General features: G+C 55.6%; 22 protein-coding genes and 1 tRNA gene. 5 read left to right on the top strand and 18 right to left on the bottom strand.

Annotated elements, in window-relative coordinates:
• Window positions 1-86: 86 nt before the first annotated feature.
• From PG731_RS04400 to PG731_RS04375, 6 genes are read right to left on the bottom strand one after another with little or no spacing between them, the layout of a single operon-like run.
• Window positions 87-1,088: an FKBP-type peptidyl-prolyl cis-trans isomerase gene (locus PG731_RS04400; RefSeq protein ID WP_270772397.1), complete on the bottom strand. Its 1,002-nt coding sequence runs from the start codon at window positions 1,086-1,088 to the stop codon at window positions 87-89.
• Window positions 1,085-2,470: a Pup--protein ligase gene (gene pafA, locus PG731_RS04395; RefSeq protein WP_270772394.1), complete on the bottom strand. Its 1,386-nt coding sequence runs from the start codon at window positions 2,468-2,470 to the stop codon at window positions 1,085-1,087. Before pafA ends, PG731_RS04400 begins: the two co-directional genes overlap by 4 nt.
• A 1-nt stretch (window position 2,471) precedes the next feature.
• Window positions 2,472-2,654, bottom strand: coding sequence for a ubiquitin-like protein Pup (locus PG731_RS04390; RefSeq protein ID WP_101628190.1), 183 nt, complete (start codon window positions 2,652-2,654; stop codon window positions 2,472-2,474).
• Window positions 2,655-2,710: 56 nt separating this feature from the next.
• Window positions 2,711-4,234, bottom strand: a complete 1,524-nt coding sequence (gene dop, locus PG731_RS04385; protein WP_270772392.1) for a depupylase/deamidase Dop — start codon at window positions 4,232-4,234, stop codon at window positions 2,711-2,713.
• Between the two features lies 1 nt (window position 4,235).
• Window positions 4,236-5,786: a proteasome ATPase gene (gene arc / locus PG731_RS04380; RefSeq protein WP_270772390.1), complete on the bottom strand. Its 1,551-nt coding sequence runs from the start codon at window positions 5,784-5,786 to the stop codon at window positions 4,236-4,238.
• Window positions 5,779-6,822: a tRNA (adenine-N1)-methyltransferase gene (locus PG731_RS04375; RefSeq protein ID WP_270772388.1), complete on the bottom strand. Its 1,044-nt coding sequence runs from the start codon at window positions 6,820-6,822 to the stop codon at window positions 5,779-5,781. The genes arc and PG731_RS04375 overlap by 8 nt, the downstream gene beginning before the upstream one ends.
• Window positions 6,823-6,901: 79 nt before the next feature.
• Between PG731_RS04375 and PG731_RS04370 the strand changes: the two genes are divergently transcribed.
• Complete coding sequence (locus tag PG731_RS04370; protein WP_270772386.1) at window positions 6,902-7,780, top strand: RecB family exonuclease; 879 nt, start codon at window positions 6,902-6,904, stop codon at window positions 7,778-7,780.
• Between the two features lie 35 nt (window positions 7,781-7,815).
• On the opposite strand, the gene PG731_RS04365 is transcribed toward PG731_RS04370, so the two are convergent.
• On the bottom strand, window positions 7,816-8,670 hold the full coding sequence (locus tag PG731_RS04365; protein WP_270772385.1) for an undecaprenyl-diphosphate phosphatase: 855 nt from the start codon (window positions 8,668-8,670) through the stop codon (window positions 7,816-7,818).
• A gap of 87 nt (window positions 8,671-8,757) precedes the next feature.
• Here PG731_RS04365 and PG731_RS04360 point away from each other — a divergent pair, with 87 nt between their 5' ends.
• Window positions 8,758-9,696: an aldo/keto reductase gene (locus PG731_RS04360; protein WP_270772384.1), complete on the top strand. Its 939-nt coding sequence runs from the start codon at window positions 8,758-8,760 to the stop codon at window positions 9,694-9,696.
• A gap of 124 nt (window positions 9,697-9,820) precedes the next feature.
• On the opposite strand, the gene PG731_RS04355 is transcribed toward PG731_RS04360, so the two are convergent.
• From PG731_RS04355 to PG731_RS04330, 6 genes are all read right to left on the bottom strand, one after another.
• A complete protein-coding gene (locus PG731_RS04355) occupies window positions 9,821-10,117 on the bottom strand; it encodes a DNA primase (protein WP_270772382.1) in 297 nt (98 codons plus the stop codon).
• Between the two features lie 31 nt (window positions 10,118-10,148).
• Window positions 10,149-11,246: an FAD-dependent oxidoreductase gene (locus PG731_RS04350; RefSeq protein WP_270772454.1), complete on the bottom strand. Its 1,098-nt coding sequence runs from the start codon at window positions 11,244-11,246 to the stop codon at window positions 10,149-10,151.
• A 74-nt stretch (window positions 11,247-11,320) separates the two neighbouring features.
• Window positions 11,321-12,361, bottom strand: a complete 1,041-nt coding sequence (locus PG731_RS04345; protein WP_101628199.1) for a GNAT family N-acetyltransferase — start codon at window positions 12,359-12,361, stop codon at window positions 11,321-11,323.
• Window positions 12,358-13,041: a DsbA family oxidoreductase gene (locus PG731_RS04340; protein ID WP_270772379.1), complete on the bottom strand. Its 684-nt coding sequence runs from the start codon at window positions 13,039-13,041 to the stop codon at window positions 12,358-12,360. The genes PG731_RS04345 and PG731_RS04340 overlap by 4 nt, the downstream gene beginning before the upstream one ends.
• A 114-nt stretch (window positions 13,042-13,155) precedes the next feature.
• A tRNA-Leu gene (locus PG731_RS04335) sits at window positions 13,156-13,241 on the bottom strand.
• Window positions 13,242-13,416: 175 nt separating this feature from the next.
• Window positions 13,417-13,911, bottom strand: a complete 495-nt coding sequence (locus PG731_RS04330; RefSeq protein WP_411197371.1) for a MarR family winged helix-turn-helix transcriptional regulator — start codon at window positions 13,909-13,911, stop codon at window positions 13,417-13,419.
• Window positions 13,912-14,104: 193 nt separating this feature from the next.
• On the opposite strand from PG731_RS04330, the gene PG731_RS04325 reads away from it, so the two are divergent.
• A complete protein-coding gene (locus PG731_RS04325) occupies window positions 14,105-14,764 on the top strand; it encodes an HAD family hydrolase (protein WP_270772377.1) in 660 nt (219 codons plus the stop codon).
• Window positions 14,765-14,774: 10 nt separating this feature from the next.
• Here PG731_RS04325 and PG731_RS04320 read toward each other — a convergent pair whose 3' ends face one another.
• Window positions 14,775-17,960, bottom strand: a complete 3,186-nt coding sequence (locus tag PG731_RS04320) for a DEAD/DEAH box helicase (protein ID WP_270772374.1) — start codon at window positions 17,958-17,960, stop codon at window positions 14,775-14,777.
• A gap of 494 nt (window positions 17,961-18,454) precedes the next feature.
• Here PG731_RS04320 and PG731_RS04315 point away from each other — a divergent pair, with 494 nt between their 5' ends.
• Window positions 18,455-18,595 (top strand): hypothetical protein, encoded by a 141-nt coding sequence (locus PG731_RS04315; protein ID WP_270772372.1) that lies wholly within the window; start codon window positions 18,455-18,457, stop codon window positions 18,593-18,595.
• Here the strand turns inward: PG731_RS04315 and PG731_RS04310 are convergent.
• From PG731_RS04310 to PG731_RS04300, 3 genes are read right to left on the bottom strand one after another with little or no spacing between them, the layout of a single operon-like run.
• A complete protein-coding gene (locus PG731_RS04310; protein WP_270772371.1) occupies window positions 18,579-21,146 on the bottom strand; it encodes a DEAD/DEAH box helicase in 2,568 nt (855 codons plus the stop codon). The genes PG731_RS04315 and PG731_RS04310 overlap by 17 nt on opposite strands.
• Window positions 21,146-22,990, bottom strand: coding sequence for a site-specific DNA-methyltransferase (locus PG731_RS04305; RefSeq protein ID WP_270772369.1), 1,845 nt, complete (start codon window positions 22,988-22,990; stop codon window positions 21,146-21,148). Before PG731_RS04305 ends, PG731_RS04310 begins: the two co-directional genes overlap by 1 nt.
• Window positions 22,991-23,077, bottom strand: a complete 87-nt coding sequence (locus PG731_RS04300; RefSeq protein ID WP_243381234.1) for a helix-turn-helix transcriptional regulator — start codon at window positions 23,075-23,077, stop codon at window positions 22,991-22,993.
• On the opposite strand from PG731_RS04300, the gene PG731_RS04295 reads away from it, so the two are divergent.
• Complete coding sequence (locus PG731_RS04295; RefSeq protein WP_270772457.1) at window positions 23,060-23,251, top strand: hypothetical protein; 192 nt, start codon at window positions 23,060-23,062, stop codon at window positions 23,249-23,251. The genes PG731_RS04300 and PG731_RS04295 overlap by 18 nt on opposite strands.
• Before the next feature lie 384 nt (window positions 23,252-23,635).
• On the opposite strand, the gene PG731_RS04290 is transcribed toward PG731_RS04295, so the two are convergent.
• Entirely contained in the window at window positions 23,636-24,343 is a 708-nt protein-coding gene (locus PG731_RS04290) for a Y-family DNA polymerase (protein ID WP_270772368.1), read from the bottom strand.
• Between the last annotated feature and the right edge of the window lie 105 nt (window positions 24,344-24,448).

Genomic DNA, 24,448 nt, shown 5'->3' with positions numbered 1-24,448 from the left:
GCTGTCACTTACGTTAGCGGTATTCGGACTGTATTTCGCTCCGCTTACTCTTCGGCGGTGCTCTGCGCGTCGGAAGAAGACTCCGGTTAATCTGACGGAGCTACGCCCGTATGCTCGGCTGAAGCATCCGACTGAGACGCATTATCGGAAGCTGGTTCAGTGCCCAGAATATCGATGACGATGCACAAAGTGTCGTCACCGTTCGCCAGATCGGGCGGAATGGAAATCGCCAGTCGCGATCCCACACGTTGATCAACAAGAGTCTGCTTCAAGCCGGTCATCGCGGTGAGCATTGAGACGACCTCTGGCTTGCCCGTCTGCCATGTCGATGCTCGAACAACGCCGTCGTTCCATCCCACTGCGGCGTACTGAACCACAATCTGATCGCTCGATGTGACCTGCTGTCCTTCACCTTTGATTAGGATCTGGGTTGTCACGTCCGTGGGAACATCGCTTCCATGTTCGATCACAGGGCCTTCGTCGGTCATCTTCACAGACAGGACCCCAGAGGATTCACCGGTGTCTTCACTACCATTCGCGATCGAATACAAAATATCAATCACGAGAAGCTCAGTGTCCTGATCGCTCGCCTTCGCGGCCTCACCCTGGGACGAAGCCAACGGATGGGCGACAAGGACTCGTGATCCCTCGTGAAGTCCAACGACAATGTCAAGAAGAGCATCGTTCAAGGTTGCTTGGTCTGCGGATCCGACAACAAGGTCGGGGCGCCCATCCGCGGACAGGTTCTCGCCTGTTTTACCGTCGAACGAGGTGATAGCCAGCAGAATCGGTGAATCCTTCGTAATTTCCCGCCCAGTTCCGGTCTCAAGAACCTTGGCTTTTGCGAGATTCACCGTCACTGGCTGTCCCATGGTCACAACAGGGATCGCGCCAATACGACCCGAGACTGACACGGAGTCAAGGGGGCCTCTGATGCTCTGCACGTTCGATGAGCCCGACTCGTTGTGGGTCGCGTGTACTACGGCGACGATTGCGATGCCAGCAACCACGACGATGGCAAGCAACGCAATGATTAGATTGCGCAGACCATGCCTATGCGAGGGTGTGAAAAGATCAATCATGCTCATGCGGGAAGCACCGGTGACCAGGACGCGATCTTTCCAATGAGCTCATCCACGCGCGGATCTTCATTGGCCAGAGGATCCTGCAGTGAAAGCGGGGAAGCCGACAAGTCGTCAACGCGCACGTGAACCCAGTCAACACTCAGGTCAACGCGTGCATCTTCGGCAGCGCCGATGATGCGGCCTCGTAGATGAGCGCGGGTGGTCGCAGGCGGGGTATTCACGGCCGCCTGCACACTTTCGCGCTTCGTTAGTCGTCTCACGAGGCCGGACGCCTCCATACGGTCAAGCAGGGAGCTGCCGGTAATGTCGTGGTAGCTCAAATCCAAACGAGCCACACGCGGATCTGCAAGGTTCGTCCCTGCCTTTGAAACGTAGGACGAGAAGAGCTTGGCTTTGATAGCGATATCGAGTTCGGTGTCGATCGGAGACCAATCGCCGGATTCGATCGCGTTCAAACCGCGTTCCCAGAGATCAAGAACATAGCGATGCGTATCGTCAAGCTCTGCGGTGTCGATTGTGCCCAAGACACGTTCGCGAATCTCACGCTGGATTTGGACGGGAGTCCAGCGACGACCATCGGCAAGTTCGACTTCAGTTCCACCGGTCAAATCAATGGAAATCTCGCGGATGGACCGCATGGGGTCAGCCATCGCCAGGTCTTCGATATGCAAGCCGTCTTCAACTGCTTGAAGAAGCATCTCGGTGGCCCCCACCTTGAGCGCAGTCGTTGGCTCGGCAACGTTCGTATCGCCAACGATCACATGCATACGACGGTATGAACCGGAATCTGCCAACGGTTCGTCACGGGTGTTGATGATCGGGCGTGAACGCGTTGTTGCGGATGAAACGGCATCCCACATCTGCTCAGCGCGCTGGGAGAAAGCGAGCGTCGCACCGGAGGCATTACGTCGAATCAGACCGTTGCCCACCAGAATCTGGCGAGTGATAAAGAATGAAACTAGAGCATCTGCGACCTGACGGAAATCACGACGACGGTGCAGAAGGTAGTTTTCATGGCAACCGCACGAGTTTCCCTGCGAGTCGACGTTATTGCGGAACAGGTGCAGACGCTCAGCGCTCCCCTCTTTTTCAAGTGACCGATCAGCATCAGCTACCAGCATCGCGAGCATCAATGAGCCTGCGCGATCCTGGTTCAACAGGTCTTCTAGGCGATCGCATTCAGCAGTCGCATATTCGGGGTGCGAGCCAACATCAAGGTAGAGCCTGCCACCGTTGCGTAAGAAGAGATTCGATGATCGTCCCCGATGTAGCAACGGTTCAAAGAGCTTGCGTGCAGCCATGTCGGCGTCCATTGCTGGAACCCCGGGCGGTGCGGCGCTCATCAGGCCATATTCAGTTTCGATGCCGACTACGCGACGCCTCACTTCACTGGCCACCCTTCTGGACGAAGCCCTGAACGAACGCTTCTGCATTCGTTTCAAGCACAGAGTCGATTTCGTCGAGCAGATCATCAATCGACTGAGTCTGGGCGTGGACCTGGCCAGCAGCCTCGGTATCGTCGAATTCGTCGTTGTCCCCCGAAGGACTAAACAGTTGACGGATATCCATTCGTATCTCCTAAACCTGTGTTTCTTTACGATGTGAAATTATTCCACCGGTGCGGATCATTCCACGGGGCTACGTGTTTGCGCAGTATCCGCAATCGGATAGCGGATAAGATTCCCCTGCCCCGGATCAATGACGAGGGACGTCCACGAGGCTTTCACCAAGTCTGGACGTGACGCCACAGCGTGACCGCGGGCAAAGGCGCGGGTCGTTGTCGGAGGCTGAGAGGCTGCATCTTCAACCTGCTGGTCACTAAAGAGTCTCTTGATGCGTCCGGCTTTACCCAGCTTCAAAGCAAGCGAGTACTCCGGGCGAAGATCAGCCCACTGCAAGTCCATCGCCGTCAAACGGGGGTCGTTCCACTCAACTCCCAGACGATCCTTTTTTCGACCCAACAGCTGGTACTTTCCGATCCATTCAACTTCAGTGGAAACAGAGAATATATCAGCGCGCATACGATCAAGGACGTCCTGCCAGAGGGTCAGAATCGCGTGGTCTTCACCTTCGGGGCTGATGCCCATTCGGTCGAAGGTTGCAAGAACGAGATCCAAATACACCTGAAGCAATTCAGGTCCCGTGTATGCGCGTCCACCAGCCGTGTTCATCTTGTAATCAAGATTCGGGTGGTGGCTAAGGTTCCATGTTTCCTGCACGGCGTCATCGAGCGCGAGGGCTTCCCACTCCAGCCCAATCCCCTGCTCGATTGCCCACAAGACCAGCGATGTTGCGCCAAGCTTCAAAAGGATTGAGACATCGAACATATTGCCGTCGCCACCGATGACGTGCAGACGCCGGTAGTGTGCCGGATTCGCGTGCGGTTCGTCGCGCGTATTAATGATCGGGCGATTAAAGGTGGTTTCCAAGCCCACTTCGTTTTCGACGAAGTCAGCTCGCTGAGAGATCTGGAACCCTGGAACTTGAGACTTCTGTCCAAGACCCACGCGTCCAGCACCGCACATGACCGGTCGAGCAACAAAAAACGGAGTCAGTCCACGAACCACATCGTCGAAGTCAACACTGCGGGTGATCTGGTAGTTCTCGTGAGTTCCGTAGGCGGCGCCCTTACCGTCCGTATTGTTCTTCACCAGGACGATAGGACCCTCTTCGCCCTTGAGCGATTCTTCAATAATCCGGCGGGCGATCACCTCGCCGGCGCGGTCATAGAGGGTGGCTTCAAGGGCACCCAACGCTTCTGGAGCGGAATACTCCGGATGAGCGTGGTCGACATACAGGCGTGCACCGTTCGTCAAAACCGCGGTGGTCTGTGCAGGCAAAGCCATTTCTTCTGGAGTTGGGCGTTCAATCTGCTCACTACCACCCGACGGCGCCAAGTGATATGGATCGTCCGTCAGCAACGAGGGGTCGGCGGCCGCACGTGACAAGCGGATACCGCGCATATCGTTGAGCGGATCCTCAGCCCGATAGTCCCAGCGAACGGGTGCAGCCCCCTGTGCCGGCGTCCCATTGCGAGAAATCTCAGCGTAGAGACGAACCGCCTGCGACGAAAGTGCAATGGGGTTCGCCCATGCATCACCCGGGCGATAGACGCCGTACTCGGTTTCGGTTCCAATCACGTGGGTCATCTCAGGCCTCCAAGGCAACGATCGATGCGATTTCTTCACGCAGACCAATGGTGCGCGCCCAGTCGTCGGGAGACGAAGAGACTGCGAGTTCAATAGACTCGCCCATTTCTTCTTTAACACCGGCAAGCAGGTGCTTCGCCGACAGGCCATATCCCCCGCCTGTTAGCGAGTCTTTGATCGCATGTTTCTTTGCGCGTTCAACGATTCCGGCGATCATGGCACCAGAGACGATATCCCCAAGGTGAATGCGTTTCGTGCGTCCAGATGCCAGCACGACGTCAAAGAGCGCAGTCGTTTCATCTTCGCGGAATAAGACGTCAAGTGCCTGGTCGACCATGTTTCCGAGTGCCTGGCCGAGCGTCATGCCGACGCCGATTTCATCATCACGAAGTGGCACGTCAGTGTTCAAGTGCTTCAAAAAGATGTCGCGGGCCCCCGCGCGATCGGGCCGATCCACGCGAATGCGCACGTCCAGTCGGCCGGGGCGAAGGACGGCAGGATCGATCATGTCAGCACGGTTCGAGGCGCCGATGATGATGACGTTATCCAGGGCCTCGACACCGTCCATTTCCGCAAGAAGCTGGGGAACGATCATCGTTTCTACGTCCGATGAGATACCGGTACCACGCGTCCTGAATAGGGCTTCCATTTCGTCAAAGAAAATGACGACCGGGATATTGCCAGCAGCAAGTGAACGGGCTCGCGCGAAGATCGCGCGAATGTGTCGCTCAGTTTCACCAACAAACTTGTTCAGAAGCTCTGGACCTTTGATTGACAAGAAGTAGGTTTTCACGCCACTTGTCCGACCCGACAGGGAATTTGCGACTGCCTTTGCAATAAGCGTCTTACCCGATCCGGGCGGACCGTAGAGCAGGATGCCCTTGGGCGGACGCAAACCGTACTCGCGGTAGAGCTCGGGATGACTAAAGGGAAGCTCAATTGCGTCGCGGACCTGACGAATCTGCGCATCCAAACCACCGATATCGTCGTACGTCGTATCGGGAGTTTCTGGGGTGAGAAGCTGCTCGACATCGGATCGCACAATCTTTTCCAACGCGATTCCGCTACGTAGATCCACCATCAATGCGTCGCCGAGACGCAGATTACCGTGACGTAGAGGGCCTGCCAACATCAGCAGATGCTCCTGGCCAGCTTCGCCTGCAACCAGCACGCGGTCATCACCCACCAGCTCAAGAATCGAGGCAATTGAACCAGACCTCGAGAATCCGTCAGCGGCAACGGCGACCATCTTGTCGTCGACGCGCACCCACTGACCATACGACAGCGAGTAAAGATCAAGGTCAGGTGCAACAGCGAGGCGCATACGACGACCGTTCACGATCGCTTCAATCTGACGCGAAGGCACATCCGCGGATACAAACACGGCCATCGTGAGTGGCGGACGATTCACTTCAAGGAGCTGAGACTGCACCTTCACCAACTGTCCGCGAACCTGGGATAGTGCCTGGGCAAGGCGCTCATTCTTGGCTTCCAGAGAGACAACAAGGCGTTGCATCTCTTCGATGCGAGTTGCGTGGAAGTCATCACTCATCTGTGCTGATCCTTCCCTCAACCCACTGGTCAGCCTGACGCGTCACATCACGACGAACCTTGCGCAACTTCTTTTCAGATGCCGTTCGAACGCCAACGTTTTGTTCATTCCACTCATCAACGTCATCCCACTGGCCACCCAGACCTTCAGACGACTTCGCGGGACGAAGCGACCTTTCTTGGGGGTTAATTCCCGGAGCAAGACGGCGCGTAACCAACAGGAAACCAGTGTGAGCAACCATGCGATGCTCGGGACGGACAGCCAAACCGTCAACGTGCCATTCACGACGCATGTCTTCCCAGGTGATCGGATCCGTAAAGTTCTCGCTTGCACGCAAGTCTTCAATAAGACGCGACAGCTGCGTAACCGTCGCGACATAGCAGACCAGCACGCCACCGGGGATCAGAGCGTGTGAAACAGCATCAAGGTTTTCCCAAGGCGCCAGCATGTCCAGGACTACGCGGTCAACACTGGCCGGGTCCATCGCTTCCAATTCGGTAGCTAAGTCGCCGACGCGCAAATCCCACGCAGGATGCGGCGCACCAAACCAGAGTTCGACATTTCCTCGTGCGATATCGGCGAACTCTTCGCGACGCTCAACTGAGATCAGACGCCCAGTCGGACCAACCGCGTTCAACAACGCCATCGACAATGCGCCGGACCCCGCACCAGCTTCAACGACAACTGAGCCGGGGAAAATATCGCCCATGTGCGTAATGACTCCGGCATCCTTGGGATACACAACCGCTGCACCTCGTGGCATCGACATCACGTAGTCGACCATCAACGGGCGCATAATCTGGAACTGGCGACCTTCTTCAGTCGTAATGACCTGCCCATCGGGTTTGCCGATGAGATCATCATGGAAAAACTCACCACGGTTCGACTGGAACTTTCCGCCGTGCGTCAAAATCACTTGGTGGAATCGCCCCTTTGGATCACGAACCTGAACGCGATCACCTTCTTCCAAGAGACCACGCCGATTCTGCTGGCCAAGCGGTGCGTAGTTATCGGTTGTATCTGGCTGTGTATTCATCCCAGAAAGTCTATCGCGGCTATCCACAGCTCCCACTGTGAGATCTGCTGGTGAACACGTTTCGCGTTACCGTTGTCCTATGACTGCCACTACCGAGTCGAACCCACGTATTTCAGGTTCTTTCGACCCCGCTCTTTCTGCTTCGCGAGCCAAGGAATACTTGAAATGCCCGTTGCAGTTCCGCCTGCATGTGGTCGATCGCATCAAAGAACCTCCCACGCGTGCAACTGCTGCCGGCACGCTGGTGCATTCGGTATTGGAGAAGCTTTTCGATGTGGCTCAAGCGGACCGAAATGAAGATACGGCAATGGGACTCTTCGACCAAGAGTGGGCTGCTACAAGAGACTCTTTAGATGATGTTGTTGCGATGTTCGACGACGAGGCCGCGCTCGATCAATGGATCAACGAGACCCGTGATGTTGTGCGCGGTTATTTCACACTCGAAAATCCGCAGCGCCTAGAACCAGTTGCGCGTGAGAAACGTGTGGATGCTTACACTCACGACGGCGTGCGCCTGCGTGGCTTCATCGATCGCATTGACCGTAACCCTGCTGGGGAGTTGCGTGTGGTCGACTATAAAACGGGTAAGGCGCCTTCGCCCCGTTTCCAAGACGAGGCCCTGTTCCAGATGCGCTTCTACGCCCTGCTGTTGAAACTCACCGATCGGATGCCGTTGCGCACCCAGTTGGTCTACATCAAAGCGGGTCAGACCCTGACATTTGATCCGACGGCCGATGACATTGAACGCTTCGAAGACGAAGTGTCAGATATTTGGGATCGGATTGAGCGTGATGCGAAGCGTGGGGAATTCGCGCCTCGACACAATCCGCTATGCAACTGGTGCGGTGTGCGCGCCCACTGTCCTCTCTTTGACGGGGTGCTTCCCGATGCGCCAGCAGACGGCATTCAGCGCCTACTGCAAACGCGGGTCCCCGCTTCAATGCAGGAACCCACGTAGACCCCCCATACTGGGCGAAAGAACTGGGCAATCAGCTACATCACCGCAGTTGACGCTGCGGTGAGTACTCCGGTCACCAGCAGAATTGCAACGACGATAGCCAAGCCAATTCGGTACCACACGAACGGCTTGTATGACTTCGTTGAAACCAGCTTGAGGAACCAGATGATGACTGCCCATGCCACAACGAACGCGATCAGTGTGGCGACGACGGTTGGGGCAACATCAACGTGATCTCCGCCAGAGAAGACCTTGTACACCTTGTACAGACCGGATGCGAAAACTGCTGGCATGGCAAGAAGGAAGGAATAGCGGGCTGCTGCCTCGCGCGTGTAGCCCAATGCGCGTCCCATCGTGATCGTTCCACCCGAGCGGCTGACGCCGGGGATCAAGGCCATTGCTTGGGCAAGGCCATAGAGGATCGCGTCGCGCCAGGACATATGGTCAAGAGTGAGTTTCTGAGGAGCATAGCGGTCAGCAATACCCAAAAGAACACCGAAAAGGGCAAGCATGACAACTGTAATCCACAGGTTACGGAAGGAAACGTCAATCCAGTCTTCCAATAGAAGACCAAGGATCCCGATCGGGAGCGAGCCAACGATGATCATCCAGCCCATGCGGACGTCGGGATCGCTTGAGCTCAGACGCTTTTCACGCGGACGAATAGGAAGCGACTTCCACCAAGAAGACACGATCCGGACAATGTCTTTCCAGAACACGATGAGGACTGCGGTTTCAGTACCGATCTGGGTGATGGCAGTAAAAGCCGCGCCCGGGTCAGCATTGCCGACAAGTTCCCCGAGAATCCTAAGGTGAGCCGAAGATGAAATCGGCAGGAACTCAGTAAGTCCCTGCACGAGGCCAAGAAAAATCGCATCGAACCAAGTCATAGTCGAAACTCTACGGGCTATTGGCACGTATTGGCGAAGCGGTGTGCCACGAAACCTGTGCAACCTGACACGGCTAGGCTAGAGGCTATGGAAATTCGTCAGTGCGGTCGCAGTGGTCTGAGGGTTTCGTCGCTTGGCTTGGGCACGCTCACGTGGGGACGCGACACCGATGGTGAAGAAGCATGGGAAATGCTTTCTCACTTTGTCGATGCGGGTGGAACGCTTGTTGAATGTTCGCCGATGAACGGCGAAGGAATGGCCACCGACGTTCTTGGGGCAGCGATGAACCGGGTCGGGCACCACCGCCTGACGATTGCGTGGAGGGGAGCAACCCGTCGCGACCAGTCAGGTCATTGGGTTTCCTCGGCTGGGCGTGGTGACATGTTGCGCAGCCTGGACGATGCTCTTGCTCGTTTAGATACCGACTATGTGGACGTGTGGATGGCGGAGCCCGACCCCAGTGTCCCGCTCGAAGAAACGCTGGGTGTGCTTGAAGCAGCGTCCCGTTCAGGGCGCGCTCACTATGTCGGTCTTTCTGGCTGGGATACTTGGACAACAGCCTGCGCCCTAACCCGCCTTGGTGAGCACGGGCTTGTTCAGCCAGCGGTAGCGCAGCTTCCCGTCAGCCTGTTAACTGCTCCGGCTACCCATAGCTTGCGTTCACATCTGGCCGGCGAAGGATTGGGTGTATTTGCTCGGTCTCCACTTGCCGGCGGGGTGTTAACTGGAAAATACCGCCATTCCACTCCCCCGGATTCGCGCGGGGCTACCGAACATATGTTGCCCACTGTTGCTCCTTTCCTGACCGACGAATATGCGGGACGTGTTGAAGCAGTTGTTCGCGCCGCGCAAGGGCTTGATCGCAATCCAGGTGACGTTGCTCTTGCATGGGTACGTGATATGCCGGGCATTGCCTCAGCAATCTGCGGTCCGCGAAATGTACGACAGCTTGACCACATCCTTGACTCAACCGAGCCTCTGCCTGCCCCGATTCGCCAAGTGCTCAACGAAGTCGCGTACTCGTAAGAACGCATACTTCTTAGATCCCAGCCCTCAGCTTTGGGCTTTCAAACGCGACGTTGACCAGACAGTGTGGCGCGATATCAAACAAGCGTCTGATATCGCGCCGCACAAGAATTCTTAGAATCACTCAGTCATCGATGTCGATGAAATCATCATCCGAATCGTCTGAATCCTCATCGTAGGATTCATCATCGTCCTCTTCCTCATCATCTTCGTCGTAATCATCGTCGAGAAGATCGAAGGGAAGCTCGACACCGAACTGTGTGAACAGTTCGTCGTCGTAGGTGAAGAACGCATCGCGCAAAGTGTTCTCTGCTTCTTCGAGCGTCGAAGAGTCATCATCGGTTGCCTGCGAACATGCAACGTAATGAGCTTCAAAGGCTGCAATCAATGCGTCAAGCGCTACGCGAGGATCATGAGTCATGAGAAGATCCTAGACCTTATGCGAGCTGGGCTCACGGAAGATTAAGTTGCGAGCGGATAACAGAAACCATCAGGTCAGCGCCTTTGATTTCTGCTGTCTGATCAGCACCGACGATGCGAGACACACCTTCAGAGTCAACCAGCTGCGATGCACCCATATTCGGCCCCAGCGGAAGGATCACCCATTCCTTCGTAGGCTCGTAGATTGCTTCGGGCTGATCGCCGGCAATTTGAGACGAAATATTTGCGATGACAACGCGTGCTTGCTGGCGAGCAGCATCAGCACGCTTTGACTCGGGAACGTCCGTCAGATCGCCAACGGCGTACGTGTGGTCATGGCCCTCGACCTGCAAGCTCTTACCAACGCGGATTGTGCCGTTCGGGCGCAACACGGGCTCGTAGTCGGTACCGGCGAGGTAGCCGGTGTTCGCGCGAGAGCCGTAGCACTGGAACCAGATATCGCCTTCAACATCTTCACCTTTGCGGGTCGACACATGGAAGTGACCGAGTTCGCCAACGTTGTGCGGAGGCAGGAAAGCAAGCTCAGAACCGGTGATCACGCGAATGCCGAGCTCAGCCAGTTGCGTGGAGATTTCTTGACGCAGGTCTTCGGAGTAGCCGGGGGCAGAAAGAATCTGATCGGCCTTCTCGACGATTGTGATGTCAAGGTCCGGGTAAGCGTATGCGAGTTCGCCGGCAAATTCGATACCGACGGTGCCACCACCGACTAGCATGACGGAGCGTGCGCCAGCAAGGTTTTCGTGCAGTTGGTTCAACCGCGCCTTTGCAACAACGGACTTCGCTGACGAGTACTTTGCTGGGAAGGGATATGTTGCGCCGGTTGCAAGAACAACGTAGTCCGCTTCGATAGGTTCGCGACCGAAAATATGGACGGTGTTACCGACAATCTGAGAAACAGTGCCGTGAACGAATTCGCCTCGTGTCAGCAAGTTCGAATAGGGCATGAAGATTGCTTCCTGCCACACGTCGTCTACGGCTGCGCGCAGTGCAGCTGCGTGGTGAACAAACTGGTCTTTTTGTTCAACGAGCGTCACATCAGCGATGGGATCGAGTCCTTTTGCAACAGTCACGCCACCGTAACCGCCACCTACAACGACAACACGAGCCACTTCATTCTCCTTCACGTCGAGCTGGTCTAATTCTTGCACGTGATAAGGGTTTTCACGCGAGATTATCGGGCGCGTCAGCCCTGATCGACACCGAGTGCTCGGGCGATGTTGGGGACAAAGAAGTTCGGTCCCTTGAGGACTTTGCCGTCTTCACGCAGTTTTACCGAACCGTCGGGCATCAGCTTCGACAGATTCGATGCCTGAACTTCAGCTAAAACCGCGTCCAAATCGATACCCGATTCGATTGCCATTCCGTAGATGACATAGACGAGGTCCGCCAGAGCATCGGCAGTTTCAATGAGATCTCGCGTGTGGTCGTCACCGTCAACGGCCTTTTCAGTTGCTTCTTCAACGAGGCTCCGTGCAACAGGTCCGTACACGGCGCCCATCAGTTCAGCGAATTCTTCGCGGATCAGTGACATGCGCATGTTGAGGCGTTCGTAGTCGATGGTTGGCAGGGCACCGGTACCAAGGCGCACGGGCATGGAGTAGGTTCGGTGGAACTGCTCAACAAGCTTTCCTGGGCGCGAAGGATCAAGGGCAGGTCCCTGTCCGGCACCGGGCCCATCCCACGGGGTCTTCGGTTCGCGAGTGTCCGTGACCAGAAGGCTTGCCTGCCAGAGGTCCGGGCCTTCAGCTCGCCTGCGGATCCCCTCGCGTTTAAAACCGTTGCGCCACGCTGGCTTCCAAGAACCCCAGTTTTCAACGTGGCAGTACCAGTCGATGCGGGTGACATCCATCTGCTCAAAGGCAAAATCAACGGCAAGACCGAGCGCTTCGGTCATGAACCCTTCACCCCAGGCATCAGTGCGGATGAAGTAGCCGACCTCAGCCGACTTGGGATCACGCTGTCCACGCCAAAACTCCAGGCGACCAAGGAACCTTTGATTCTTGGCAGAAAGAATCGCCCAGTCAGCGTTACCGTTCTTCCAAGACTCTTCAGAGCGCGAAAGGTGCTCAACCGCCATATCCCTCGTATAGGGGTGGGGAACGGTCGTCGTTTCGCTAATGCGTGCGTCTTGGAACACCTCGGTAATTGCGTCGACGAAATCAAGGTTCATCGGAACCAAGGTGACGCGCGATCCTTGAAGAGTCTGCGACACTGTTTTACTCATGCTTCTTCCTTCCCCGTGTTTGCCCACGCTGTAGCAAGAATATTGCCAAGTGCAGGAACGGTCTGATGGTCTTGAACAACGAACTTTCGATCGATCAGAGCGGTGGGCACACGGTCGATGCCCATCTGTACACCGATCTGGAAATCAGAGAAGACGTCGGATGCAGTGTGCGGATCAGTCAGCGCATCGAGGACGAACTGAGCGTCCAACCCGAGGTCCTGTGCGCAACCGATCACAACGTCGCTGTTTGAAATATCGAGGGCCATCTCAAAGTGGGCACGTCCTAAAGCTTCGGCAAGCTTCAACTGCATTGAGTCGGGACCATTAAGAGTGTCACGATCATAGTCTTCGATGCGGGCCGCATTGATCACGCGGTGTGCATATGAGGATGGAGCAACGATTAGTTTCTCGAAGTCAAAAACGACGCCTTCTGCACGTCCAAGCTTTTCAAGTCGCTCGTCCAGTGCCACTGCTTCCTCGTACGTGAGTTCGCCTTCGTTCATCAGATAGACGCGACGAGGTTCTTCACGGGCACTATCCAATTCGGGGTCGAGGAAGAAAGCGTGGAGCGCAATTTCTACCTCGTCACAATGATCGAAAGAGGACAGCGCCTGTCGCCAATGTCGAATACCCAGGTACGACCATGGGCAGGTCACATCGAACCAAAGATCAATATGCATTCGCACGCTCTTTCATCGCTTCGTTGCATTGATCCGGATTTTCTTCACGGGTGTAAGAAAAATCCGAGATAAAACGAAAGTCCGGAACTTATTCAAGCTCCGGACTTCCATCTGTGCGCGGAGGGGGACTTGAACCCCCACCCTCTAATACGAGGACTAGCACCTCAAGCTAGCGCGTCTGCCTATTCCGCCACCCGCGCAGGTGACTTGCTCTTCTTGATTACCCCAAGTCGAACGTGAAAAACTCTAACACGGTTGGTAGCCGAACTGCCAAATCGAAAGGAGAAACTCCTAGGGACCATCAGCATTTTTGTTGGAATAGCGCCGATAGTCACTGTCCACAGGAAGTGGCGACGAGGAAGGCCCCCAGCGGAGTTAATTCTTGTTCCGGGAACGCAGTCGCTCATCCAATGCCGAAAAAACCCTCACAATCTGGGATATTTCCTCATCGGTCATATCCGCAAGCAAGAATTCGCGAAGCGTCTCTTGATGAAGACGAGTTGCTTCCTTCACGATCCGCACGCCCTGTGAAGTCAGACACGCTTGATAGCTTCGCCTATCTTCCTTCGACATCACTTTCTTTACCCAACCGTCTCGTTCTAAATGAGTGACCAAATAGGTTAGGCGTGACGGAGAATAGACAACCTGGCCGGACAATTCACCCATTTTTAGACATTGACCCGGCGCTTCGGACAGGGCAAGCAGGATATTGTAATCGGGCACCGACAGGCCGAAATTCTTCTTCAAGCTGGATTCCAACAGGCCATGAAGACGCCCATTCGCTTCGAAATAAAGTCGCCAAGCACGCTGACGCAAGTGAGCTGAATCAGTATCCAGAAGCGCGGGACTCTTCATTTCGTTTTCTTTCACGTGTTGAAGAATATTCTATGAAGCTGGAAAAGCACTGATAAACCCTGGTCTATCCCATATTTTTGACTGAATGCTAAGACGGTTGCTCGCATACCGTTATGCTTGTTTGCTCCGCGCCACGAAATGCCGAGAGTTTCTCAATGTGCGCGGCCTCGTGCCACCATTAAGACGCAAGCGATGAAGGAGTAGTTGGTTGAGCGCAGAAACACAATTCACGTGCGTACTTTTCGATGTTGATGGCACTCTTGTCGATTCTGCCCCCGCAGTGATCCACTGCTTCAACGTGGTTCTTTCCAAGCGTGGCGTCACTACCCCGCCAGCGAATGCAATGCGCAAGTACGTTGGTCCCCCGCTCTGGTGGTCATTTGCTGACCTTGGCTTTGAAGGCGAGATCACGAAAGAACTCGTCGATGAATACCGGGGGCTGTACCGCACGATTTTCCTTGAGCCACCGCTCTTTCCTCGGATGGATGAAGTAGTGCGTGGCGCCCACAACGCTGGGATTCCCGTGGCAACGGCTACGTCGAAGCAAGAGCCCCTAGCTCTGGCACAAATGGAACATCTGGGAATTCTTGACGCTTTCGACGTCATTGCCGGCGCAACTCCGGGTCCCGGTTCTTCGAAAGCAACAGTTATCGCCGATGCGCTTTCGCGCCTGAGCGCCAAGGGAATGGATATCTCCCGCCCCGTTCTGATCGGTGATTCCTGCTGGGATGTTGAAGGAGGCCAGCAAGCTGGTATTGACGTCATGGGTGTGAGCTGGGGTTACGCGAAAGACGGCGACCTTGACGAATGTGTTGCTATCGCGCATACCCCCGAAGAGCTTGCGCGCCTGCTGGGGTTCACGCTCTGAGCCTTTCAGCTCATCTGAGAAGATCCACCAGGTCGGACATATCGAGCCCGGATAAGATCTCGCCACCCTCAATATTTCCTGCGCTTTCGACGACTGTTGATACGAGTTCGCGTTTGCGTTCTTGGAGTGCGACGACTTTGTTTTCGATGGTGTCAGCGCCGACCAGCCTGTACACGTTGACTTTCTTTGTTTGGCCGATTCTGTGGGCTCGGTCGACGGCTTGTGCTTCAGCTGCAGGATTCCACCAGGGGTCCATCATGTACACGTAGTCTGCTTCCGTGAGCGTCAGGCCGGTACCTCCCGCTTTCAGAGAGATGAGGAATACGGGGACTTCTCCGGATCTGAAGCGTTCGATGACTTCGTCTCGGCGTGTTGTGGATCCGTCGAGTTGGACTGTGGCGATTCCACGTCGTTCTAAGTAGTCACGAATGCGGGTAAGGAACGTTGTGAATTGGCTGAAGATCAGAGCTTGGTGTCCGCTTGGGATGATTTGTTCAAGTTGAGTGGCGAGGTACTCGGTTTTTGCCGAGCCGACGTGTCCGTATGTTGCGTCAACAAGGCCGGGATCCAATGCGAGTTGACGCAAACGTGTAAGCGCCGCGAGGATATCGATTTTTGCACTCGGATCATCGGTCAGTGAGAGTATTCTTGCGCGCTCTGCCATGAGGTGTTGATCGTAGATACGTCGGTGCTCCGTGCCGAGGTCAATGGTGATAACGGATTCGATCTTGTCGGGCAGGTCAGTGGCAACTTCTTCTTTGGTTCTACGCATCATGTTGGGACTAAGAAGAGAGTGAAGATGGTTCAATGCCGTGACGTCGTGATCGTTTTCGATGGGTCGACGAATTTTGTCGTTAAAAAGGGACCATTTGGGAAGTAGTCCGGGCATTGCGAGGGCCATGATCGACCAGAGGTCGCCAAGAGAGTTTTCTACCGGGGTTCCGCTGACCGCAAAAGTCCAGTTTCTTTCTATTCCTTGCAGCACACGGTGAATGGCGGTCCTGGGATTCTTCACATTTTGCGCTTCATCGAGAATAAGGCCGTTAAAAGGAATCTGTTTCCATTCTTCGTCGTCGATGCGCACGATTGTGTATGAGGTGATAACAATGTCTGCGCCTTCGATTTCGCTGGCGAGGCTCCTTTCGCGCCTCTTCCCCGTTGTATTGATCGTGCGCACATTGAGATCGGGGAAGAATCGTTGAGCTTCTTTTTCCCAGGTACTTAAAACCGATGTTGGCGCGACGACAAGCGTAGGCAGATCGCATTTGAGAGATGATGCGACGTCAGATTCTTCGTTTTCTTCGCATGCTGACGCCTCTTTGAGGGAGGCAAGAGCAGTTAAAAGCTGAAGGGTTTTACCGAGCCCCATATCGTCTGCCAAAATGCCACCTGTTTGGCTACAGGCTCGAGCGATCAGCCAGCGCGCTCCGTCAACCTGGTACGGGCGCAAGGTGGCACCCACGGGGTTCTGGAGTGGAATATCTGCGCCGGCGTGACGCAGGTGTTCAAGACGGGCTTCCCACTGCTGGGAGTCGACAGTCGTATCCGTAAGGCAGTCGAGGTCTTCCCAGAGGCCAAGATGTGTGGGTACGAGGCGTGGCTCATCATCAAAAGAAAGGGTTCGCGCTTCTTCGAGAAGTGCTGCGATGGATTCAATTGTTTCTTTGTCGATGCTGACCCAGTGCCCGCCAACGTAGAGATAGCGTTCCGAGTGGGCGACTGCTTCAAGAACATCACTGAATGGAACCGGATACCCACCGACGTCGAGTCTAACGTCCAGATCGAACCAGTCATTGTGCGCCTCGCTTGGCGTGACGCAGATCGATGAATGGAGCGGGACTTCATCAATCATGAACGTCAGTACTGCGTCGCTGATCTCCCATGCAAGACGCGAGTCATTCAGCTGATCGATCACATCTTTCCGAAATTGCGGGATAGTCCACGCGGGGAGTCGGAGGTTTTTGAATTCTCCGTCCCACAAAGAAGCGGGCACGTGCTGTCGCGCAAGAGTTTTCAGGGAAGCGAGCATCGATCGAACGTCTTCTAAATCCATGACCTGCTGAAGTCGGACTCGCGAGGGGGAACCTGAATAGTCGTATTCCGCCCACCAGGTGAGGGTGAATTCTTTTCCTTCGACAAGGTCGCATTGTCCAATAATGCGCACTGTTGCTTCTTCGCCAAGATTGACTGACGAATCAATTGAAGAAACTTCAAAACGACGTTTGAGATGCGGGATATACGCGGTCGTCAGTTCAGCGATCTGGTCGGCGGGCACACAGATCGGCCCTCGTTCAAACAGGGTCATGAGTTCTTGCCCACCAACACGGGCTACCCGTGTGCCACCGTCCAAGATGAGCAGGCGAGTTGCGGTATCAATTCGAGGTTTGAGGATACGTTTATCCCCATCAAAGGCCATCATCTGCAGGAGTAGTTCATCCCCTTGCAGGCTGAGGTCGCAACCCAGATCCCACGATGATCGATCAAAATGTATGGGTGTCAGTGGGTCAAGGCTAGAGTAGAGTTCGATTCCTTGGTTGATCAGTCTGAGTAGCCACGGTGCAGCATCCACTCCGAGCATCTGAAGACTAATTTCATTTCGTGCCGCGCGACCATCATCCACTTTTGCAAGACGATAGCCTTCTCTGATTAGCCCGAGGTGAGAACGCGATAATCCATCTGAAACTGAAGCCCACTGCGTCGACACCAGATCCGGCCAAGTTGCTCGCTTCTTTGTCCATTGGATGCGATTGCCGGGGCGTAGTGGGTGCATCCAATACGGGCGCTCTGGGTCCAGAGTGTCAATCAATAGTGCGATTGGCTCTCCGCTTGAATCCCCAGCATGAGTGAAGGAGCGGAGACGCGTTTTCCACTCTGGTTCGTCTTCCGTTGTGAGTTCGTTGATTTGGCGTCGTAGTTCAAGGAACAGAGCAACCGAATGCTGACAGTTTTTCCCTTCAATACATGCGCAGGTCAGAACAGGTTGCCCTCCGTTGAGTCCAACCCAGGTTTTGAGACGAAGCCCCGTTGAAGCCACACGTCCGCTAAAAACTCCGTCGTCACCGATCTCAACATCGGTGACTTTGTTTCCTTCACACAGTGCACTCGCGCGCGCCCAAGCAGCATAGCCGACTTGATTGCGAATGATTGCTTCATCGAACTCAGCGACGCGACGAAGGTCTTCGGGTGAAATGCGCATTCTGTCAGTTTATCTTTCACCGTCAGATTCTGCTGAGAAAGCCTCTTCTATCCACCGTTGTTTGTCTGTATAAATCAGAAGGAGATCGCTTCCTTGATCGGTGATGACGCGAAGGTATGCTCGCGCGGGCGATGAATCATCCCGCCAGTTGCCACGGATTATCCAAGGACCGTGCGAGATACGAATGCTTTGCGGAGCTGATGGGTCGCAAACCGTATCGAAGCGGATACAACGCCATACGAGATGCGGTTGACGCAGATGAGGCGAAACCCGCTTGCCACTAGGCAAAACGAGCCGTGGTGTTGACCGTCGAGCCACATATTTGGACAGTGCGGCTTCGATATCTGGTGCGATCGGGAGGTGGAGCCGGACGACGTGAACCACACAACGGGTGTGGCTGACAGTGGAGCGCCAAAAGGTAGTGCCGGTTACGACTTGCTATTAGCCCTGATCAGAGCGTGTATGTACGTGACGCAAAGACAGGAGCCACCACCATGCACTACCCCGAACTCGCAACAGTACAAGTTCGCCTGACCTACCGGCTGACCAGCTTCCTCCTCGAAAACCTCGACCTGCCGCAACGCTGGAGTTCCGTGATGCGCGCAGGCGAACTCGCAGCTACAGGGCGTTGCTGACCGGGCTGGCGAAGGCTTTCAGGTCTTCCCACGAGTCGGCGCGGGCGGTGTCTTGCTCGTAGGCGATCAGATAGCCCCAGTGCTGACCGGCGTAGGTATCCTCAGCAACCAATCGGCGCACCAACGCCTCGGCAGCCTGACGCTTGGCCTGCACCCTGGTGTCATCGCGGCCGCGCTCGTCTTTGCCCTCGATGATCCAATGCACCCCGTTGGTGTCCAAGGCCACGAAGTCGGGGAAGTAGCGGTCTTTCGCGTTGTAGTACACGAACGCCTGGTCTTGCGGATGCAACCGGTGCCACCACACGATCCCCGGCGACGTGTTGAGCAGGCGAGCAAGCTGGTATTCGCCGGTGAAGGAGTCGAAGGATTCCTCTGCGAATAGCGACTTGAACCAGCCGCCGTAGACCCGGCCTCGCACGAACTGGTCACGACTCTCGATCTGGTCATGCACCTTCTCACCCAACGGGAGCGTGTAGCCGGTGCCTGGCATTGACTTGGGGTGTATGGTCGGCACCTCGCGGGTGGCTCGCAGTGTCTCGGTTGTGTAGTTCTTGATCAGAGCTAGGAGTTCGGCGCGGGCGGAGTCGAGGGATTTGATGGTCCAGCCGGTGAACGTCACTGCTTGCATGAACTTCGGCACTAGGAACCTAGCGACGTAGCGGGCGGTCTGTTCGGTTTTGGGCACCAGCGACATGTTGATCACTAGTTTGACCAGCGCCTCCTCGGCGTCGGCGTCGGCGATGTGGACGGAGTCGACTTCGGCGCTTTCTCGATCCTCTGCCCGGAGTTTCTTGCCTAGGGCGGCGATGATCTCTTTGCGCAGCAGCACGTCCCCGGCAGAGGTGACCCGACGCGCTGCTTGCTCAATCTCGGTGTCACTGATTTCGGACAGGTCAATGGGTGGCTGCTGCACAGTCATCGTGGTTACCGGGAACTGGTAGGCCACATCGGCGAAGTTGGGGTTCCGTCCGATCGAGACCAATTCCCAGGTGGGCTGATCCTCCGGGGCGGTGATGGTGCGAACTCCGACACCGGGCAAACCCAGACCTTCGTCACCGCCGTTGCCGGGAACGGTGCTCGGCTGCGGTTCTACGCCACCGGTGCCAGCACCGGTCCCCGGCATAGTCGTAGTCGATGGTTGACCACCGGTCGTGTCTGTGCTTGTATCCGTGTTGGACTCTTCGGCGGCTTTACGGATCACCTCTTCTACCTTGGCTTTGTCGGGTTCGGGGACGGCTTCGTCCAATCCGAACTGCTGTAGCACGTTCTCGGCGTTCAACAATTCGGTGAAGGATTGGTGAGCGATGATGTCGAGCTGGTCAATCTGCCACACGCCGGTGTATCTGCCGAACGGCAGTCTGAGGCCCCTTCCCATGGTCTGCTGGGTAAGCACTTCGGAGGCCATCGCCCGTAGTGTCACGACGACCGCGATATTTTTGACATCCCAACCTTCCTTGAGTTTGTTCACGCTCACCACTGCCAGCACAGGCGATTCGGGCCGGTCCAATTCGTCGAGGCGACGCTGGGTCAACTCATCCTCGTGCTTAGAGTCCACCTGCAGCACAGCCGATTCCCAGCCGAAGTACTCCGGGGTACGCAGCAGCTCAGCAACCTGAGTGGCATGCTCCACATCGGAGCAGACCACGAACGCAACCGCATTCACATGATCGCGGTTCTGGGAAGCCGCATACGAGTCGTAGTACGCCTGCTTGAGCGCACGCAGCTGCAGAGCATCCCGCAACTGCTGCTCCTCAGAGGCTTCGTCGCTACCATATCCCGTCTTGCGGAATGCCAACACCGGGGCCTTCACATACTTGTCCTGGATGGCGCGGTAGAGCGGGTACTCGAAGATCACATGATCGATCTTCTTGTCCACCGACGCGGTCAAACCAATCGCCGCTGCTGGGTCGAGTTCCTTCAACGCTGCATTGAACGCCACCGCGCTCGACCCGTACAAGTGAGACTCGTCGGCGATCACCACAAGATCATCGAGACCCTTCAGGTAGTCGAAAAGCACACCAGCGTTCTCATCGAACCGGCGGGGCTTACGGCGCATCGCATCCTGCGTAGCGCCGTGGGTGTCACCCTCGACCTCCTTCGGCGCGATCAACTGCTGAATGTTGAAGATGAACGCCAACATCAAGGTTTCCCGCCCGAACGAAAGCTGGGCGGGGCCGTTCTGCCGGGCGATCCACGCCGAATAGTCCTGCGGGGTGACTACCTCGGGCGGCAGCGCCGCACCGGTGATGTAGCGGGGTGTGCCGGGAGTGAAATTCTGCACCGTCTTCGCCTGCACCGTCTTACCGGGCGTCACAATCACCACATTGCCCACACCCTGACGACGCAAATATTCCACGAACGCCGCCATCAAATACGTCTTCCCCACACCCGTAGCAAGGTTCAGCACCTGCATCACGTCCGGGTCATAGTCACCGTCGAGAGTGAAGACCAGCTGGCGCAGTGCTTCCTTATTCGGAGCACGCAGGTCGAACTCGGCACTGATCGACTCCAACATGTCCGAATCAAAACTGATATTCAGCCGCTTAGCCATCACAGCTCACCACCCTCGCTGTAACGGAACACATCATCGGGCAAAGCAACCACCCGCGACCCTTTCACCAGCTTGCGTAGATGCTGACGAACCCCGTCCATCACGGTGGTTGCTGCTAGCACGATCGTCTCTCCGGGTTGAACTTGGGAGGCCAGCCAGTCGACGATCCCGACCGTGGCGGCACCCTCCACCACTTTCAACAAGGCATTGCCACGACGGGCATCAAAAATGTAGTCATCATCCGGGTGTAACAGTGTGAACCCGAGGTTGGCGGCCACCGACTCGATCAAGGTCTCGCCGGTCGCAGCCGCCGTCAGCATCACCCGATCCAGCTCCGGGTCATAGTCGAAACACGCCGGCGACAGATGGGCAACCTGGAAACTGCCACCACCACGCCAGTTCACCACTTCCTTCGTACGCCTGGTCTTCGAAGCGGCCTTCAGTGACTTCACCTCGACGCTCTTCTTTAATTCCGGGTCGTCCTTGATCAGCTTGTTGAGCACGCTCGTGAATTTCGCGGCGTCCTCCGGCGAGACACCATCAGGCAGCCCGTCTTCCGTAGCGTCGATTCGTTCGCCCTTCGTCCGGGTTATCCCTCCCGGATCTTCATCGTTGAGCACCTTCTCCAGGCGAGGGCGCGTGAACGTCGTGAACGTCGACTCCAACAACTCACACGTCACCCAACGACGACCCATCTTCTGCGCCACCGCCGCCGTCGTCCCCGACCCAGCAAACACATCCAACACAATGTCGCCAGGATTCGAACCAATGTGAATGATGCGCTCCAGCAACTCTTCTGGTTTTGGGGTGTCGAATGGGCTCCTACCAGGGAACATGGACTGCAAATGCTTATCGGCCGCATTGTTGTACACGAAATCAGCGATCTCATCGGTCAACCACAGCGTGGGCCAGGTAAGGCCAGCCCTAGTTTCGGACAGGTATGCCTTCTTAACAGGTCCGCTATGACCAGTGCGGCCGAAAATTATACGTCCATCCCTTATTCCGCGTTCCATGTCTTCCTGGGAATACGCCCAGTTGCGTCCAGCAGCAGGAGTGTATGCGACTCCCGTCTGGGGATTAATAATCGAATAGCGCAGATGCTCAACATTTCTGCCACCCTTCGCGTTAGCGTCAACCGGGTGCGTAGCCCAGGGGCCACGAGGATCACCATCGGTATTGATATAACCTCCGTGCCCGGTAGGACGTGGGCGCAAGTTGAAGGCGCACTCTGAACCGTAGACCAGAATTTTGTCGTCATTAGCTGCCATAGGGCGATCATTTGGCAAGTTCCCGCGCTTCTTCCACGTGACTTCACCAATAAATGAGCCAGAAGAAAACACCTCATCCAGAAGAAGCCGCATGCGATGGTTCTCAGAAAAGTCCAGGTGGATCCATATTGACCCATCGTCGGCGAGTAGCTTCTTCATGTGCATGAGCCGGTCGCGCATCATGGTCAGCCAGATGGAGTGTTCCAGGTTGTCTTCGTAATAGTTAAACGCCTTCTCGGTGTTAAACGGCGGATCAATGTAGATCAGTTTCACCTTGCCGACGTACTTCTCGGCAAGCTCGGGCACGCGGGTGAGGGCTTCGAGGACATCGCCCGATTCACCTAAGATCAGCAGGTTGTCATCCTGGGGCTCCAGGTCAGCGCGCTCGGAGTAGGCGAACTCGTCAGACTTCGGTGTCTGGCTACCTTGCACATAGTCGTCCAGCACGAGGGTATGGGTCTCGCAGTAACGCGGATCAGAGGGGTCAACCCACGTGTACCCGTACTTCCCAGTCTCAGTGGGGATGAGAGCCTTGTCCTTGTTGTACCAGGTGAGCTGTAGACGCTGATTGGCCATCTAGTCGGTCTCTCCCTTCGGTGTTGCTGGGATTGCTTCGCAGATGTCGGCTATGTCGCAGTCAAGGAATTGGCAGATCCTGAGCAAGGTGTCGGTTTGAATGTTGGCTCCTTTGCCGAGTTTGGCGATTACTCCGGAATGACGAACTCGAAGTCGCCGCTGGTCATCAGCCTCCCGACGCTGATCTCCGCGGCCTCTAGCCTTCTTGTTTCTCCTGCCACCAAGTGGCCCTTCATCGATTATGTCTTGCACTTGGGTTGAACCACTGACCCCGCTTTTGAACTACTCACGCCGCCAGCGCGACTGTGCCGCCATTTTATATCCAAGTCGGGTTAAAAGCTTCAACAATGCCACAATAATCCATGCGCGACTGAGCACCTCGCTTGTTTTTCGGAACAAATATCCAAGCTGGTTCTTCACTCAGTTTCCCGCATTGAGCAACATGTATAGGTGAGGAAGAAGAGTCGTTCAGATGCACCGGGAGCCGAACGGATAGTAGGGGCTGAGGGCTCATATCGATTGTCCCGTCCCACTCCCCTGCCCCAGGTGTTAAAAAGCTGGGAGTATTCCAGGGAATAAAAGCAATGCGTTCACGCGGATCTCAACCACCTTGACGGTGAATACTGAAGTGACGCTTCGGTCCGGCTACGCAGATTCCATGGGCGGGACGAAAACATCGTGCCCTTCGCTGAGTTTCCAGTAGATATCAGCATTGCTTCCAAAACGGGCATATATCTGGCCCTTACCTAAATCTTTGAGCTGCCCACAGGTGTGCACCCCCAAAGTGGCAAGCAATTCAATGTCTTGAGCTGCCTGCTCTTTCTCTTTACCGTCAAGAAGTTCCAGAATGTAACGAACGGGAATTGAGGCAAGAAATGAGGGCATTTCTTGATCGGTCACGATTCTTTGGGTTCGCGCCGCATATGTTGCAGCAAATACTCCCTGCGCGACCCCGACGAAGGTTTCGACACCAACCTGTTGTGCAACAGCATCAACGATGGCAGTTGCGGCTGCTTCTTCGCTTCCGTGCCAACGCGTAGCGGGAGTAGCCCACACCCAACTTAAGCCCGGACGCATACACATCACTTTGGCCATAACTGACTCGAAGGCTTTAATAACAGCGTCAAAACTTCTACCTTCACGCTCTTGATCCCGAGGCACGATGATGAGCTCTGGGCACAGATACCGTGCCGTTTCAATACGCATGCCGTGGCGCACACCGTGTTTGCGCGCACTAAAAGAAACGACATCAATTTTTCCGCGATGCCCCACTGCTCCTGGAGCACCCGGAGGAAGATCGATGACCAGCGAGTTCACAGGCCAGTCAGGAATCCATAAAGCAATGAACCTCATGAGGCCCTCCTTTTTTTGACCTTGCACCCCCTATTGACGCCGAATGGATCAGCCCCGTTTGTTCCTCGGCTTGACGCAAAACTGCGCGCACCAATTTCAGAGGAT

This window comes from Pauljensenia sp. OF14-1SRA (assembly GCF_027694595.1).
Taxonomy (GTDB): Bacteria; Actinomycetota; Actinomycetes; order Actinomycetales; family Actinomycetaceae; genus Pauljensenia; species Pauljensenia turicensis_B.
This window is presented reverse-complemented; position numbering and strand designations above follow the sequence as displayed.

What these genes read in the sequence shown, in the direction of transcription:
- PG731_RS04355 (WP_270772382.1), bottom strand. Translation starts at nt 10,117, where the DNA reads ATGACTCATGATCCTCGCGTAGCGCTTGACGCATTGATTGCAGCCTTT.
- arc (WP_270772390.1), bottom strand. Translation starts at nt 5,786, where the DNA reads ATGAGTGATGACTTCCACGCAACTCGCATCGAAGAGATGCAACGCCTT.
- PG731_RS04340 (WP_270772379.1), bottom strand. Translation starts at nt 13,041, where the DNA reads ATGCATATTGATCTTTGGTTCGATGTGACCTGCCCATGGTCGTACCTG.
- PG731_RS04390 (WP_101628190.1), bottom strand. Translation starts at nt 2,654, where the DNA reads ATGGATATCCGTCAACTGTTTAGTCCTTCGGGGGACAACGACGAATTC.
- PG731_RS04345 (WP_101628199.1), bottom strand. Translation starts at nt 12,361, where the DNA reads ATGAGTAAAACAGTGTCGCAGACTCTTCAAGGATCGCGCGTCACCTTG.
- PG731_RS04315 (WP_270772372.1), top strand. Translation starts at nt 18,455, where the DNA reads ATGCACTACCCCGAACTCGCAACAGTACAAGTTCGCCTGACCTACCGG.
- PG731_RS04365 (WP_270772385.1), bottom strand. Translation starts at nt 8,670, where the DNA reads ATGACTTGGTTCGATGCGATTTTTCTTGGCCTCGTGCAGGGACTTACT.
- PG731_RS04375 (WP_270772388.1), bottom strand. Translation starts at nt 6,822, where the DNA reads ATGAATACACAGCCAGATACAACCGATAACTACGCACCGCTTGGCCAG.
- PG731_RS04370 (WP_270772386.1), top strand. Translation starts at nt 6,902, where the DNA reads ATGACTGCCACTACCGAGTCGAACCCACGTATTTCAGGTTCTTTCGAC.
- PG731_RS04310 (WP_270772371.1), bottom strand. Translation starts at nt 21,146, where the DNA reads ATGGCTAAGCGGCTGAATATCAGTTTTGATTCGGACATGTTGGAGTCG.
- PG731_RS04400 (WP_270772397.1), bottom strand. Translation starts at nt 1,088, where the DNA reads ATGAGCATGATTGATCTTTTCACACCCTCGCATAGGCATGGTCTGCGC.
- dop (WP_270772392.1), bottom strand. Translation starts at nt 4,234, where the DNA reads ATGACCCACGTGATTGGAACCGAAACCGAGTACGGCGTCTATCGCCCG.
- PG731_RS04290 (WP_270772368.1), bottom strand. Translation starts at nt 24,343, where the DNA reads ATGAGGTTCATTGCTTTATGGATTCCTGACTGGCCTGTGAACTCGCTG.
- PG731_RS04360 (WP_270772384.1), top strand. Translation starts at nt 8,758, where the DNA reads ATGGAAATTCGTCAGTGCGGTCGCAGTGGTCTGAGGGTTTCGTCGCTT.
- PG731_RS04305 (WP_270772369.1), bottom strand. Translation starts at nt 22,990, where the DNA reads ATGGCCAATCAGCGTCTACAGCTCACCTGGTACAACAAGGACAAGGCT.
- PG731_RS04320 (WP_270772374.1), bottom strand. Translation starts at nt 17,960, where the DNA reads ATGCGCATTTCACCCGAAGACCTTCGTCGCGTCGCTGAGTTCGATGAA.